General features: G+C 42.1%; 13 protein-coding genes and 1 pseudogene. 6 read left to right on the top strand and 8 right to left on the bottom strand.

The window, feature by feature from the left end:
• Position 1: 1 nt before the first annotated feature.
• The 3 genes from RMY00_RS20250 to pgsA all read right to left on the bottom strand — a co-directional run bounded on the left by RMY00_RS20250 (position 2) and on the right by pgsA (position 1,987).
• Positions 2-916, bottom strand: coding sequence for an LD-carboxypeptidase (locus tag RMY00_RS20250; RefSeq protein ID WP_322649253.1), 915 nt, complete (start codon positions 914-916; stop codon positions 2-4).
• Between the two features lie 136 nt (positions 917-1,052).
• The gene (locus RMY00_RS20245; RefSeq protein ID WP_322649252.1) at positions 1,053-1,289 is read right to left on the bottom strand and encodes a type II toxin-antitoxin system HicB family antitoxin; all 237 of its coding nucleotides are present in this window, start codon (positions 1,287-1,289) and stop codon (positions 1,053-1,055) included.
• 179 nt (positions 1,290-1,468) lie between these two features.
• Positions 1,469-1,987: a CDP-diacylglycerol--glycerol-3-phosphate 3-phosphatidyltransferase gene (gene pgsA, locus RMY00_RS20240; RefSeq protein ID WP_322649251.1), complete on the bottom strand. Its 519-nt coding sequence runs from the start codon at positions 1,985-1,987 to the stop codon at positions 1,469-1,471.
• A 144-nt stretch (positions 1,988-2,131) separates the two neighbouring features.
• On the opposite strand from pgsA, the gene RMY00_RS20235 reads away from it, so the two are divergent.
• Positions 2,132-3,568, top strand: a complete 1,437-nt coding sequence (locus RMY00_RS20235) for an aspartate ammonia-lyase (RefSeq protein ID WP_322649250.1) — start codon at positions 2,132-2,134, stop codon at positions 3,566-3,568.
• Between the two features lie 184 nt (positions 3,569-3,752).
• Here RMY00_RS20235 and RMY00_RS36220 read toward each other — a convergent pair.
• Positions 3,753-3,889 (bottom strand): annotated as a pseudogene (locus RMY00_RS36220) (cation transporting ATPase C-terminal domain-containing protein); the annotation flags it as partial.
• A gap of 162 nt (positions 3,890-4,051) precedes the next feature.
• On the opposite strand from RMY00_RS36220, the gene RMY00_RS20230 reads away from it, so the two are divergent.
• The 5 genes from RMY00_RS20230 (at position 4,052) to RMY00_RS20210 (ending at position 8,857) form a co-directional block, all read left to right on the top strand.
• Positions 4,052-5,023 (top strand): DUF362 domain-containing protein, encoded by a 972-nt coding sequence (locus tag RMY00_RS20230; protein WP_322649249.1) that lies wholly within the window; start codon positions 4,052-4,054, stop codon positions 5,021-5,023.
• Between the two features lie 961 nt (positions 5,024-5,984).
• Complete coding sequence (locus RMY00_RS20225; protein ID WP_322649248.1) at positions 5,985-6,170, top strand: hypothetical protein; 186 nt, start codon at positions 5,985-5,987, stop codon at positions 6,168-6,170.
• Between the two features lie 624 nt (positions 6,171-6,794).
• On the top strand, positions 6,795-7,307 hold the full coding sequence (locus tag RMY00_RS20220) for an inorganic diphosphatase (RefSeq protein ID WP_100901064.1): 513 nt from the start codon (positions 6,795-6,797) through the stop codon (positions 7,305-7,307).
• A 252-nt stretch (positions 7,308-7,559) separates the two neighbouring features.
• On the top strand, positions 7,560-7,943 hold the full coding sequence (gene panD / locus RMY00_RS20215) for an aspartate 1-decarboxylase (protein ID WP_322649247.1): 384 nt from the start codon (positions 7,560-7,562) through the stop codon (positions 7,941-7,943).
• Positions 7,944-7,954: 11 nt separating this feature from the next.
• A complete protein-coding gene (locus RMY00_RS20210) occupies positions 7,955-8,857 on the top strand; it encodes an MBL fold metallo-hydrolase (protein ID WP_322649246.1) in 903 nt (300 codons plus the stop codon).
• A gap of 49 nt (positions 8,858-8,906) precedes the next feature.
• On the opposite strand, the gene RMY00_RS20205 is transcribed toward RMY00_RS20210, so the two are convergent.
• From RMY00_RS20205 to RMY00_RS20190, 4 genes are all read right to left on the bottom strand, one after another.
• Entirely contained in the window at positions 8,907-9,551 is a 645-nt protein-coding gene (locus tag RMY00_RS20205) for an HAD-IB family phosphatase (RefSeq protein ID WP_322649245.1), read from the bottom strand.
• Positions 9,552-9,768: 217 nt separating this feature from the next.
• A complete protein-coding gene (locus tag RMY00_RS20200; protein WP_322649244.1) occupies positions 9,769-10,986 on the bottom strand; it encodes an HhoA/HhoB/HtrA family serine endopeptidase in 1,218 nt (405 codons plus the stop codon).
• A 288-nt stretch (positions 10,987-11,274) separates the two neighbouring features.
• On the bottom strand, positions 11,275-12,597 hold the full coding sequence (locus tag RMY00_RS20195; RefSeq protein ID WP_322649243.1) for a D-alanyl-D-alanine carboxypeptidase: 1,323 nt from the start codon (positions 12,595-12,597) through the stop codon (positions 11,275-11,277).
• A gap of 629 nt (positions 12,598-13,226) precedes the next feature.
• The gene (locus RMY00_RS20190) at positions 13,227-14,297 is read right to left on the bottom strand and encodes a TIGR00730 family Rossman fold protein (protein ID WP_322649242.1); all 1,071 of its coding nucleotides are present in this window, start codon (positions 14,295-14,297) and stop codon (positions 13,227-13,229) included.
• Between the last annotated feature and the right edge of the window lie 101 nt (positions 14,298-14,398).

Genomic DNA, 14,398 nt, shown 5'->3' with positions numbered 1-14,398 from the left:
ACTATGGCGCGTAGCTTGCCGCCGTAGGCATTGTTAATATTCCCGCATCCCCATCTAAAATTACCTCTACACCCACTGGTAATGCTGCATTGGGGCTATCATGACCAAAAGGTAAATCAGAAACAATCGGAATCCCCAAATCACCCAAGCGATCGCGCAATACTTCTTCTACCCTAAAGCTAGATATAGTTGGCGGCGCTTCACAGCGAGTAAAACCCCCCAAAGCAATACCGCAAACTTGAGACAAAGCACCACTCAAACGCCACTGCGTCAGCATCCTATCAATGCGATAAGGTGCTTCCGTAACATCCTCCAACGCTAGAATTACACCATTCAGATGTGGCAAGATTGGTGTACCCAAAATATGAGTAGCTACCGTAAGATTACCAGGTAGTAAAGTGCCAGTAACCACACCATGACCCCAGCCGCAACCTTTAAGAGGGGCGAGAGGACGACCTTCTACCGAATCAAATAATCTCTCAATTGACCAATCTGGCTCATCTACCAAAGTCGTCAGCACGGGGCCGTGAACACCGGAAATGCCTGCTGTATAAAGGCTCCATAATAAAGCTGTGACATCAGAAAAGCCAATCAACCACTTGGGAACCGCTAAGTTTGGCCAATTCCAATCTTCTAAGATACGGGTGCTGCCAAAACCGCCTCTGGCGCAAAGGATACCACGACAATCAGGATCTTGCCATGCTGCTGCTAATTGGTGACGGCGGGTTTCGTCTGTGCCTGCAAGATAACCCCATTTGTCATCTATCTGAGGGCTGATTTCTACTCGATAACCACGCGATCGCCAAATTTCTACACTTCGTTCTAATGCCTCAAATTCTCGCAAAGCACCACTAGGGGTAATTACTCGTAGTAAGTCTCCAGGTTTTAGGGGCGGTGGTAAGATTTTGGATGGCATGAAAAAAGTTAGGGGTGAGGAGAGACGCGATAAATCGCCTCTGTACATGGGGTTAAGAGTTTGAAGTTAAGACTATACCTCATAACTCTTATAAAATTTTTTGAATCATTTTTGAAATTACCGGGTACTTCTATAATTAGTGTGAGGATTGTACAAACCGAAAGGAAACGTTTGCAGTCAAAGGCTCTGGTAGCGGTTTTCCTTGTGCTTGGTAATCTTCAATCAAAAGTTCCAATACTTCCTCACCATTATTAAGAGCATCCGCGTAGGTATTTCCATGAGTGTGTGCATAGGGGCCGAACTCAGGTAAGCTGACAATGTACTTTTTATCTTCCATCGACCACTGAATTAGAATACTATATTGTGGTTTCATTCCTGTTCTCCTTTATCTTCTTCCTCCATTTGTTTTATTTCTCTGAGCGCATTTCTAACATCTTTTTCCTGGTAACGATCTGCATCTGCTCCGTCTTTGCCTTCTGACGTAGCTACAAATATTTTGTCATGATTATCTGGAATAATCTTAGATATACGGGGACGATATAGTAGATATTTTCAATTAGCAGTGCTAGCTTTTTGCGGTACAAGATAAATACCCCCAGATATTAAAGTCAGGGCGACAGAAATCCAAAAGGCAATTACAGAGGGAGTTTGCCACACTTCACCCAGAGGCGCAATCAAAAGTGCAATCGCAACTATTTGACTAACAGTTTTGAGTTTACCCCAAATATTCGCTCCGGTAATTGTCGTTTGATTCACCCGCCAACCAGCGATCGCTAATTCTCGCGCTAAAATCAAAAACACTCCCCAAGCTGGTACTTTTCCTAATTCAATAAAAACCAGCAACGGCGCAAGTACCAGAAGTTTATCCACTAAAGGATCAAGAAACTTACCCAACTCACTAATTTGGTTGAGTTTTCGCGCCAAATAGCCGTCTAGCCAATCAGTCAATGCAGCAATAAGAAAAATCGCCAAACATATCCACTGAGCTTGAGGTGTGGGATTATATAAACCGTAAAGCAGAAATGGTATCCCTAATAGACGAGAGAAGGTAATCCAGTTGGGTATGGTCATAGGGAATTTAAAAATCAAACTTCAAAATTAACTATTGTAAAGCAACAAGCAGCCAAGCAAATATGCAAAATCTATGCAGATTAGTGTATCTGGGTGTAGCTGCGTGGGAAAATCTGTTTTCTGTAGCTCTTTTAAAACAATACTATGACTGAACACACAGACTCTCAATTCCGCATCGAACGCGATTCGATGGGCGATCGCCAAATCGCTAGTAGCCTTTATTACGGCATTCAAACACTGCGGGCTATCGAAAACTTTCCTATTAGCGGCATCAAGCCTTTACCTACTTACGTAGATGCTGGATTAATTATTAAAAAAGCTACAGCGATTGTAAATGGGGAACTAAATTGCATTCCCCAAGATATTAGTCAGGCAATTATCCAAGCAACTGATGAAATCCTGGCTGGGAAATTCCGGGATCAATTTGTCGTGGATGTTTATCAGGCGGGTGCTGGAACATCCCACCACATGAATGTCAACGAAGTTTTAGCAAATCGCGCCTTAGAAATTCTGGGTGAAGAAAAGGGTAATTATAAACGTGTTAGTCCCAATGATCACGTTAATTATGGGCAGTCTACCAATGATGTGATTCCTACCGCAATTCGCATTGGTGGATTATTGGCATTATCCAAGACATTACACCCAGCAATAGATGGTGCGATCGCTGCCTTAGAAAACAAAGCTGTAGAATTTCAAGATATCGTCAAATCTGGCAGAACCCACTTACAAGACGCAGTACCCGTGCGTTTGGGCGAAAATTTTCGGGCTTGGGCGCAAATTCTTACAGAACATCAAAACCGGATTTACACCGCCTCTGGTGATTTGATGGTGCTGGGTTTGGGAGGTAGTGCAGCCGGAACAGGGTTAAATACTCATCCTTTGTATCGCGCCCGTGTGGTAGAAGTTCTTTCAGAATTGATTGATACTCCTTTAGAACCTGCGCCCCATCTTATGGCAGCCATGCAAAGTATGGCCCCATTTGTAAATGTTTCCGGTGCTTTACGCAACTTAGCACAGGATTTAGTCAAAATATCTCATGATTTGCGACTGATGGATTCGGGGCCAAAAACTGGTTTGAAAGAAATTCAACTCCCCCCAGTGCAACCCGGTTCCTCAATTATGCCAGGGAAATATAACCCAGTCATGGCAGAGATGACATCAATGGTGTGCTTTCAGGTGATGGGTTACGATAGTGCGATCGCATTAGCCGCACAAGCCGGACAATTAGAATTGAATGTGATGATGCCGTTGATTGCTTATAACTTGATTCACAGCATCGAAATTCTGGGTAATACCATCGCTGCACTCACTGAACGCTGTATTGAGGGAATCACAGCAAACCAAGAACGTTGTTTAGCTTATGCCGAAGGTAGTTTAGCCTTAGTAACCGCACTAAATACCCACATCGGTTATTTAAACGCCGCATCTGTCGCCAAAGAATCTTTAGAAACTGGTAAATCTTTACGGCAGATTGTCTTAGAACGCGGATTGATGAATGAGGCAGAATTAGCCACAGTGCTAAATCTAGAACAGATGAGTGCTATCTTACCTCTGAGTCGAGAATCAAAGCAGATCGATTAGTGTCGATTCTTTTAACGTAGACGCATTAGCGAAGCGGTAGCGACGTTCGCGTAGCGTCTCGCAGAGAAGGAGCGTCAACGGCTTGCCGCAGGCTACCACAGAGGCGCAGAGTACACAGAGAGAAAAAACTGAGCAAAAAGCCTTTCATGACTCTGCGTTCTCTGCGGTTCATTTTTGGCTGGATTTAATTTGGCGGATCAAAACGATTTACTACTGTAGCCCACAAAATCATTGGTGAACCAACTGCTAAACAAAATAACCACTGTTGCAAGTTAATGGTGCTGTTTCAAAAACTTCATTAATTAATGGCACATGAGCAAAACCAAGGCTTTTCAACCTGCGGAGGCAGGTTTTGTCTGTGTAGCCGCGACTTCTAGTGGCCTGGTGCAAGATATAAAATGCTGTACTAGTACGCGAGATTTTAGAGAATTGGTATAAATAGGAAGATAAAAGAATATCTTCATTACTGGTAATTTATTATCCATGCAGACTCAAAAATCATCTGTCAGTCTCATTCGGGCTACATCTTATGAACGAGAAGCTTTACGAGAATCTTTAGTTACACTGCTGGAACCTTTTGGAGGAATGGCAACATTTGTGAAAAAAAGCGATCGCGTTTTACTCAAACCGAATCTACTTACAGGATCGCGTCCTGGTAAAGAGTGTATCACCCGTGCCGAACTAGTTTACGAAGTTGCCCAGATGGTAATTGAAGTTGGCGGTAAGCCATTTTTGGGCGATAGCCCTGCTTTTGGCAGTGCCAAAGGCGTCGCAGTAGCAAATGGCTATCTGCCTATTTTAGAAGAACTCAATCTTCCCATCATCGATTTTCATGGTCAGCGTTACCAAACTGTTAGTGACAATTTTAATCATCTGCGGCTGTCTAAAGAAGCAATGGAAGCAGATGTAGTGATTAACTTACCTAAAGTAAAATCACACATGCAATTGACATTAACACTGGGTGTAAAAAATTTATTTGGTTGCGTCCCCGGCAAAATGAAAGCTTGGTGGCACATGGAAGCTGGAAAAGATGCGAATAGATTTGGTGAAATGTTAGTAGAAACTGCCAGAGCAATTAACCCTAACTTAACCATATTAGATGGCATTATCGGTCATGAAGGAAATGGCCCCAGTAATGGTGAACCTCGCCAACTGGGAATTTTAGCAGCCGCATCAGATATATTTGCCTTAGATCGGGCAATGATAGAAATCCTTAATGTTCCTCCTGAACAAGTGCCCACAGTTGCAGCTTCCCAAAGGCTAGGAGTTTGTCCAAAACTAGCTGATATAGAGTTTCCATATTTAAATCCTGACTTATTAAAAATAGAAGATTGGCGGCTACCAGAGAAGTTAATGCCCATCGATTTTGGTATGCCCCGCGTAATTAAATCTACGTTTAAGCATCTTTACACTCGATTTATCAAGGAACCAATGAGTGTTTATGGAAGGGAGTAGGGAGTGGGGGAGCAGAGGGAGAAGAACTATTAATTATTGTCCAATCCCCAATGCCCAATCCCCAATTTAATGCAAACTTCGTTACAGCAATTTGATTTATTAGCAGAGTAATCTGTAATTACCCTCCGATTGCTTAACCAGACCGCCCTATGATATTTAGTGGCGGTTTTTTTAGTTGATTAATTTGTTATTCAAAAACTTATACGGATTTATAATTTGTAAATTGGGATTAGGTATTTTGTTCAGACATGAGCAAAGTTTGCCGATAACTCCTAGACCTCTACGCCACCTTCTAAAATATTTTTATATCTATCTATATATAGATTGACAAAATTGCTGTAATATTATTTATTCAAAAATTGAAATTATAAAATATCTGTTTAGTAGTATCACTGAATCCATTCTGCACACGCAATTGATGCATCTGTATTTATTCGGTAACTATTCTTGGTTACGAAAATTACTCCTATCTATTTCTTGTCTAGCATCAAATTTTTTGTGTATAACTACTGTATAACAATCAAAAGCATTGAATATTTCTCAGTGCAATTGCTGTTTTGTGTCCTGTATCACAAATTAGCAATTCCAGTACAATGACCTTATCAAAGGCATTTTAAGATGTTATAATGATGAAGTATCGGACAAATATGTTTTGCTAATTAATCTTCAAACAGCGAAAAAATGTAATTTATGATGCTGTCAACGTTGGCTTTGCGAATGCGAACCATTACACCATACAGGGAAACATCTAAAAATATTAATTGCAAAATAAAACATGATTTGTTTAATTTTAATTTTGTATTAAGAACTCCATGTATAAAAAGACTATTATGACAGTTATAGAACTGGTTTAGATTGTAAGATGCTACACATTCTACAGTTTAAAAATAGCTAACATAGCAATTAAGACTCTCAATCAGAGAGTAGACCTATACAGTGTTACGAACAACTTCAATTTTGTATGAATTCAAATAGCCAGTCTGCCAATACCGACACATATTCCCAACGTTTGGCAGACATTGTGGGAACTGCGATCGCTCTATTAACTCTCATTCTACCCGTATTTGTCATCGCCCACTATTCTTCAACTGATGTTCAAAATAACCAGCAGCCACTGGTTCAAGATTTTAAAGGAAATCAAGATTGATAAAGCTTTTCAGTAGCATTTCACCAGCAAAAAAGCTACAAAAAAGGAGAAAACTAATTTTGAGACAATCTCTCTAGATTTAAATGTAGTTCATCAAGAATAAGCTGAAATCTTTATTGTGTGACTTCGGATTTTAGTTGTCTTGACAGAGTACGGGCAGAAATAAATCCCTCCAACAGCAATTTTAAAGATGTAACAGAATAATACCCTCTTGGAAAAAGCGTTGTGAAGAAACTTCACAACGCTTTTTCCATTTCAATTAGGAATGGCAGAGATAAGGCAATACTGTTCGGTTAAAGAATTTCTTGGTTGAGGCAGGATAGGGTTGCAGGGGGCAATACGCTTGGGTTAAGAAATTTATCCGTTGAGGCAAGCAGGGGGAGCAGGGGGGGAAGAAAAAAGCTTATCTGAACCGTCAGGAGGAGATAAGAATGGCTGAAGAACATATACCTCTTGGCTCCCCTGCCTCCCCTGCTTCCTACTCCCCGCCCCTCTCCCTCTTTCCAATGCCCAATCTCGTGAAATGAATACGTTGGGAAGAGATCCATATTGCCCTAAAATTCTACACGGGGAGAGAAACTGACTGAGTGTCCCCGTGATTTATTGTTATCAGAGGAGTTTTTTGTGGACTTATCTCGTATTCCTGCCCAACCGAAACCAGGTCTAATCAACGTTCTGATTGAAATTACTGGCAAAAGTAAAAATAAATACGAATACGACAAGGAATTAGAAGCTTTTGCTCTAGACCGAGTACTTTATTCCTCAGTACAATATCCCTATGACTATGGCTTTGTACCCAATACTTTGGCTGATGATGGCGATCCCCTTGATGGTATGGTCATAATTGATGAACCAACCTTTCCAGGCTGTGTGATTGCCGCACGGCCCATTGGCTTTTTGGAAATGATTGACGGTGGCGATCGCGATGAAAAAATCCTTTGTGTTCCTGACAAAGATCCGCGCTACACTCAGGTCAAATCCCTGAATGACTTAGCGCCACACCGCTTAGATGAAATTGCCGAATTTTTCCGTAGTTATAAAAATTTGGAAAAAAAGGTGACTGAAATTCTCGGTTGGCAAGATGTGGACAAAGTTGCAGCTTTAGTAGAAAAGTCCGTCAAAGCTTATAGAGGATAATAGAGGAGTTAGGAGTTAAGAGTTAAGAGTTAAAACAATTCGCAATTTGCAATTACGTTTTGCAACGGAGATTTAGACCCCGAACCAAAACGGGCTGCCGTCATTAGGCAGGGAACTTAAACTCCCAAAGTTCGTTAAAAGTTAAGAGTTATGAATTTTTATTTCTCACTCCTCACTCCTAACTTATCACTCCTCACTTTAAGAACTTTCACTTGTTACGGATTGTAAAATCTGTCACTAACTCAAACCCAAATGCAGCGCACTCTCCTTTTGGCAAAAATTCATAACTGCACCCTCACGGGAGCAAATATCAACTATGTGGGTAGTATCAGCATTGATGAAATGCTTTTGGAAAAAGCTGGCATCTTACCCTATGAGCAGGTGCAAATAGTTAATAATGCCAATGGTCAGCGCTTTATCACTTATGCAATCCCGGCTCCAGCCCATTCAGGAATAATTGAGCTAAATGGGGGTGCGGCACGTCTAGGCATTATTGGCGATCGCTTGATTATAATGACTTACGGGCAGTTTACTCCAGAAGAGTTAAAAAGTTACTCTCCTAAGGTAGTGATTGTGGACGAAAAAAACAGGCTGTTAGAAGTGCGGCACTACGATGATCTGCTCAGTAAGGTCTAATTTCAAGGAAAATGTCAAATTTTGAGTTGTCGGATTCCCAGAGCTACGCACCTGAAAAGTCATCAACCCTGCCGAGTAGCCCAGCAGGTGAATTTATCGTGCAATTTTGGGGTGTAAGAGGTTTGATTCCCACTCCAAGTAGCAATACCAGTCGTTATGGTGGTAATACCGCTTGTGTAGAAATGCATGTAGCCAGGAAACGCTTGATTTTTGATGGCGGTACTGGCTTACGCATACTGGGTAAAACTTGGCAAGAAATGCAACAGCCATTAGAAGCCCATTTATTTTTTACCAATTGCCAATCAAATAGAATTCAAGGGTTTCCCTTTTTTGCTCCAGCATTTATTGGGGAAAATTGTTTCCATATTTACGGCACAGCTGCATCAAATGGAGCCTCAATTAAACAATGTCTGTATGATCAGATGCTCCAGCCACACTTTCCTTATCCTTTACAGGTAATGCAGTCGGAATTGCAGTTTTACAATCTCACTCCAGACATTGACGTGAAGCTAGATGATGTCACTATTACAACTGCATTAATTAATCAAACTCAGAGGTCAGTTGGCTACCGAGTCACTTGGCAAGAGTATAGCGTTGCCTATGTCACAGATTTGCACCAGAATGCCGATCAAGTCGAGCGAAAGCGGATTTTACAGTTCATTCAAGGCGTTGATTTGCTAATTGCCAATGCTACTTACACTCCGCCTACATCTGACAACCATGACTCTGCTGATTTGCTTTGGCAAACTGCGGTGAATGCAGCTCTGAATGCTGGCGTTAAACGGCTAGCCATTTCTCATCATCACCCAGATGATCATGATGATTTTCTTGATCAGGTTCAAGTCGATGTTAAATCTGCTTTTCCTCAAGGAATACTAGCTCGTGAAGGTCTAGTATTAGCTGTTGGTAAGTGATTTAGAGTAGTTGTAGCGCTATCGCCACGCTCCTGATTCTGTTCAAAATTTAGCCTTTTCTCTTGTTTATCAACCATTCTGCAAGTTGGTTACGTACATCAACGAAATCATCCCAAACCAGATAAAACTTCTGATGTTCTTCTAAATACTGTGTGAGCGGTGGACGAGCAAAGACGAGTGATGCTGCAAGGGCAAGACTCCAATCTGTGATGGAGTCGCCGATCGCAATTGACTCATCTACATCATAAGTTGCCATAATTTGGGCTTTAGCAACCATTTCCGATCCACCTTCATAACGTGAATTCACAGATAAAAAGGAACCTGCTGTCTTGACATCGATAGCATGAATGGCGCTGATTCGAGTACCAAAAGGTTCAAGAACTGCTTCAACCATACCTTGCAATCCCCCAGAAACGACAACAAGCGGGATTTGCTCGGTAGCCAAAAAATCTAAAAATTCTGAAAATCCGGAGCGAATGGGCTGTGAGCGTGTAAATTCGATGATCGCTGGATAGCTAGAGGATGGGACTGATTCAAGCATCTGACGTACTCCATGACGAAGCGTCACTCGTCTTGCATAAATTTCTGGCAGTACCTGAGCAGCAACTTCTGGTGTAAACTGCTTCAGCATTGCGACGAACGTTTCTTCGACCGTAATCGTGCCATCAAAATCACAGAAAACAATTCGCTTCACTCAGAATCCTCAATAATTGCTTCTCTGCCAGGTTTCTATTCAAAGAGGATGTTTGAAAAGTCTAAATTGTTACTCGCCTTGGCTACTGGAATTTGCGGCTACACGAGACTTTACCCACCTCCGTGGGTTAAAAACCTTTATAGACTACACGCGCTTTGGGCACAGCATTGCTGTGCCCCTACTATTCCACACTATTAAAATCGGCTATATTGCCCTTCTAAGAAGAAGCATTTTGCAACTCGGCTGTGCGGACTGAAAGTTGCTGTGTCTGATTACCTCGTTGCACTTTCACCTGTAATACTTGACCAAGACGACTGTCTTCCACAACATTCTGCAATTGTTCAGCACTGGTAATAGCTTTACCATCAACTTGAAGAATTACATCCCCGCGCCGGATACCCGCAGATGCAGCTGGAGAATTGGGGACAACTCGCATTACAAAAACACCATTAATTTCTGGTATTTGAATAGGAGAATTGGGATCGGTGTTATTTTGCTTGGCAATATCAGGTGTCAAAGTTAGCATTTGCACGCCCAGATAGGGGTGAGCAACTTTCCCATCACGTTGCAATTGTCCTGCGATCGCTTTAGCTTTATCAATAGGAATCGCAAACCCAATACCCATCGCATCAGGGCGAATGGCTGTGTTAATGCCAATCACTTCACCTTGGCCATTCAATAACGGCCCACCAGAGTTACCAGGGTTAATGGCAGCGTCTGTCTGAATGAAATCTAAGCGTTTGTCACTAATGCCAACTTGGGCGCTGGAACGTTTCAGAGTACTGACAATTCCTAAAGTAACGGTATTATCAAATCCCAAAGGATTACCAACTGCGATCGCCCAGTCTCCTACTTGGACATTATTAGAAGAACCCAAGGGCGCGACTGGTAAATCGCTACCAGCATTAATTTTGACTACTGCCAAATCTGTGACTTCATCAATACCTTGAACTTTCCCTTCAAAAGTGCGACCATCTTTGAGTCGGACTGTTACTTTATCAGCCTTATCGACCACATGAGCATTAGTCATAACTAACCCGCTCTTGTCAATAATGAAACCTGAACCTAATCCGCGTAACTGCTCAGAAGGAACCTGTTGGGAGAAACCGTCACCAAAAAAACGACGGAAAAAAGGGTCTTCCATAAATGGATCAACCCGACGAGTAATTGTCCGCTCAGTATCAATCCGAACAACTGCTGAACCTACACGATTCACTGCTGCTGTGACAAAGCTACTGCTACCGATCACACCAGTGGCTGGTGATTGCCGTTGGGCAATCAGTTGTGAAGTATCTCCAGTAGTTACTATAGGTGCTGGTTCGGCTTGGGAAGGCAACACTTGCAATGTGCTAACGGTTAGCAGAACTCCTAGCGCGATCGCTAAAACATGAGTACTGAGTTGGCGTAAAGACCTGGGTAATTTGAGAAATCGCATAATCACAACCTGATTTATAAGCTTAATTGTTGCTTAGTCGTGACAAATCTATTTACAGTTATTTTTACAAAATTGACGTTGGCTTTTACTTCAGGTTTCGCCTGCTCTCCCCAATAATGGGGTTAGGGCATTTTGCGAACTACCTGTACTCAACTTAATAGAAAATTTAACCCAAAAGCTATTATGGACATTTACCCTTTACAAGTTCGGTTTTTACCCATCAATAAAACTTTTGGATTGCGAATCAGACAGGCTTACTCTCTGTTTTAACGGTAAAGTATAGATGAACTAACTTTTGAATAAAATTTCATTGCGACTATCTGCGCCTAGCTGGGGTAAAGAGTTGATGGCTGAATGAGGAGTAAGGGCAACAGGAACGGTTAGAGGTAGTTGTAATTGTTTTACAACACTTTGCAACAGTTGATCTTGTCCAGTCCGCAAACCCCAGACATTTGTCCCCCGGTTGATAATAGCAAACCAAACCAAACCGCGATCGCGTGTAGGCATCACTCCCGCTAAGGCGCTCACATCCCGGAGAGTACCAGTTTTGATCACAGTAGCAAGAGGAATGTGTCTGGAGTGTACTGTCCCCCGATGATCAAATCCAGACATAGGAAATAAGTCAGCGAGATTCAATTGATGAGCCGATGCCTCAACTTGAATAGCCATTAGCATGGCACAAACAGCTCTAGGGGAAATGCGATTTTCCGGCCCTAGTCCAGAACCATTGATTAACTGAATTTCCACTTGTGGCACTCTAGCAAGGTTAGCAGCAGTTGACTGTACTACAGCTGCTCCTCCTACTGAGTCTGCCAGCATCTCTGCCATATCGTTGTTACTGTAAATATTCATTTCCTTGAGCAGTTGCTTCAAAGGCAATGAACGATGACGCAGTAACAAAATCTGTCGGGGGTTTGGTTGCGCCTCAACCTTCACCGCACCAGCAATAACAACTTGAGGCTTGGGCGTTCCCTTGGGCATGATTGAGTGTATATAGATAGCGGGGCGGCCCCAAGTCGCACGATTTAGTGTTTGCTTGAGCATCAAACCTGCTAACATCGGCTGACGTTGGAAATTCATGGCAAACCTGCCATTAATAATCAAATTTCCTTTTACCTGCTTGATGCCCATTTTATTGAGAGTATTACCAAGAGCGATCGCTTCTTCCCAAACAAACATCGGATCGCCACCACCAGTAATCACCAAATCGCCTTGCACAACCCCATTTACCACTGGGCCAGTGGCACTGATTAAGGTATCAAATTGGTAATCTGGCCCCCAGGTTTTCAAAGCAACTAATGAAGTAGCAATTTTGGTTAAAGAGGCAGCTGGCAGAGGTGTTGTACCTTGGTGATTTGCCATCAGCATCGGCCCCGACTGCATCCAAATTCCCTGACTTTGGGCCAGATTTTGCGCTATCAGTTTCGATGTTATTAGCTGTTTCAGATATTCCTGCACCGTAGTAGCCCCAGTTGGATTAGGATCGGGGGCAAGAACTAAGCCAGGGCTACTTTGCCAAGTCAAAGCGTCTAAGGCATCTAGAGGTTTGATTTGTACCCCGGCCATCTCTAGCCAGAGCGACACCAAACCTGAACCCAATAATTCCAGCATATTTTATTCCTCTGTTAAGATGTGACACAGTGTTTACTGTGCTAATATACAAGCTTTTTTGCAAGAATCAGTATTGAGTCATAATAACTGCTGTTTCTCTCATCTGTAAGTGGGGTGAATCGTATTGTTTTCGCGGCTCCTTTAACAATGCCAAAATGCCCATTCCTCATAAAGATAGCCGCATGTAAATAAAAAATCTCTAGCTGAGGCAATGATATGAATTAGTTTAGTTATAAGAAAATTTTATGGATAGGTATAAAGCGATCGCATCTCATAAAAATAATTCGTAATTCGTAATGACGCTGGAATACTCGATAACGTAATTCGTAATTGGGCATTGCTGATTAAATGTATGAATCTGGGTGTATAGAGGTTGCAATTGCTAGTCTCTACAAAAGTTTTGAAATCATCCAAAATCATTTTCATATCTGAATTCAGTAACGCCCGTAATTGAATTAGTTAAGGATTCATACCCCGACTAATTATAGACCAACGATTTTAGAATTTAGTACGGGACTCAAATCCGAAAATTACGTTAGCGCAGAACGTTCGCTCTTAGCGTTTTGGAGAGAATAAGTCCGCAAATATAATTACGAATTACGAATTACGAATTACGAATTAATTAATATTTACTTTCTTTCTGGATGTGCTGCATCCTCTGGTGAAGGAGTACCCATCCGGTTAATTGTGGCAATCATCTGATACAAGCGCCCCAAGTCACGTTGATTGAAGTACAAAATGAGTCGAGGTAGTTCAACAGTTTCATCTTGTGCTTCTTGAGGTAATGCCTGACTTTTTTCAATCCGTCCTTGAATAATAATGTCGCTGAAATTAGCATTGAGTTGCTCTACCTGAGCATCTGATATATCTGTCTTCAAGCGGATGACTAACTTTCCACCAACATATCGAGAAGAGTGATAAACCTGGTAAAAACGTGTAACGGCATCACAAGCCACATCCACGTTATCTGTCACCGTGTAAAGACTGGGGTCTTCAGGACTGACAAGACCATTTTGCACTAGTTGCTTATCAACATATTCGCTCCAAGACCGCCAGTAATCACCACCAGGGCGATCAATTAAAACTAGAGGTACAGGGCCAAATTTGCCAGTCTGGCTTAATGTCATGCATTCAAAAGCTTCATCTTGAGTGCCAAAGCCTCCCGGAAACAAGGCTACAGCATCACTTTCTTTAAGGAGAAACAGCTTGCGGGTAAAGAAATATTTGAAGTGAACTAGCTTAGGATCACCTTCTATAAAAGGGTTCGCTTCCTGTTCAAAGGGTAACTGAATATTTAATCCAAAAGAATTTTCTCGCCCAGCCCCTTCATGACCCGCCTGCATGATTCCACCGCCACCGCCGGTCATCACCATAAATCCTAATTGAGAAACAGCACGACCAAATTCAACGGCCATTTCGTATTCTGGTGTATCTGGCGCTAGACGCGCGGAACCAAAGATAGTGACTTTGCGAACGTGTCGGTAATCATAGAAAAGCTGAAAACCGCGTTCCATATCTGCTAAGGCAGCCGACAAGATTTTCCAATCGAGACGTTCAATTTCGGTATCAGCTAGACGAACAATAGTAGCAAGTGCTTGCTGAATAAATTGCCGGTTTTTTAATGTCGGTAAGCGAACGATCAATTCAGCGATATCCGCCTGTAAAGACTCTAATGTGTCAAAAGACGCAGATGAGGTCATGAGAACTGCTGCAACAATGGCACTATATTTTACGTGAACTACTCACACTCTAGCAAGCGGGAATAGGCTTCTGATGTACATTTAGCATACTTAGAACTGAT

Source organism: Nostoc sp. ChiVER01, from assembly GCF_034531155.1.
Taxonomy (GTDB): domain Bacteria; phylum Cyanobacteriota; class Cyanobacteriia; order Cyanobacteriales; family Nostocaceae; genus Nostoc.
The sequence above is the reverse complement of the archived record's forward strand: the minus strand, read 5'-3'. Positions and strand labels throughout refer to the sequence as shown.

Coding starts and splice junctions, on each gene's coding strand:
- RMY00_RS20250 (WP_322649253.1), bottom strand. CDS start 916: ATGCCATCCAAAATCTTACCACCGCCCCTAAAACCTGGAGACTTACTA.
- RMY00_RS20245 (WP_322649252.1), bottom strand. CDS start 1,289: ATGAAACCACAATATAGTATTCTAATTCAGTGGTCGATGGAAGATAAA.
- pgsA (WP_322649251.1), bottom strand. CDS start 1,987: ATGACCATACCCAACTGGATTACCTTCTCTCGTCTATTAGGGATACCA.
- RMY00_RS20235 (WP_322649250.1), top strand. CDS start 2,132: ATGACTGAACACACAGACTCTCAATTCCGCATCGAACGCGATTCGATG.
- RMY00_RS20230 (WP_322649249.1), top strand. CDS start 4,052: ATGCAGACTCAAAAATCATCTGTCAGTCTCATTCGGGCTACATCTTAT.
- RMY00_RS20225 (WP_322649248.1), top strand. CDS start 5,985: ATGAATTCAAATAGCCAGTCTGCCAATACCGACACATATTCCCAACGT.
- panD (WP_322649247.1), top strand. CDS start 7,560: ATGCAGCGCACTCTCCTTTTGGCAAAAATTCATAACTGCACCCTCACG.
- RMY00_RS20210 (WP_322649246.1), top strand. CDS start 7,955: ATGTCAAATTTTGAGTTGTCGGATTCCCAGAGCTACGCACCTGAAAAG.
- RMY00_RS20200 (WP_322649244.1), bottom strand. CDS start 10,986: ATGCGATTTCTCAAATTACCCAGGTCTTTACGCCAACTCAGTACTCAT.
- RMY00_RS20195 (WP_322649243.1), bottom strand. CDS start 12,597: ATGCTGGAATTATTGGGTTCAGGTTTGGTGTCGCTCTGGCTAGAGATG.
- RMY00_RS20190 (WP_322649242.1), bottom strand. CDS start 14,297: ATGACCTCATCTGCGTCTTTTGACACATTAGAGTCTTTACAGGCGGAT.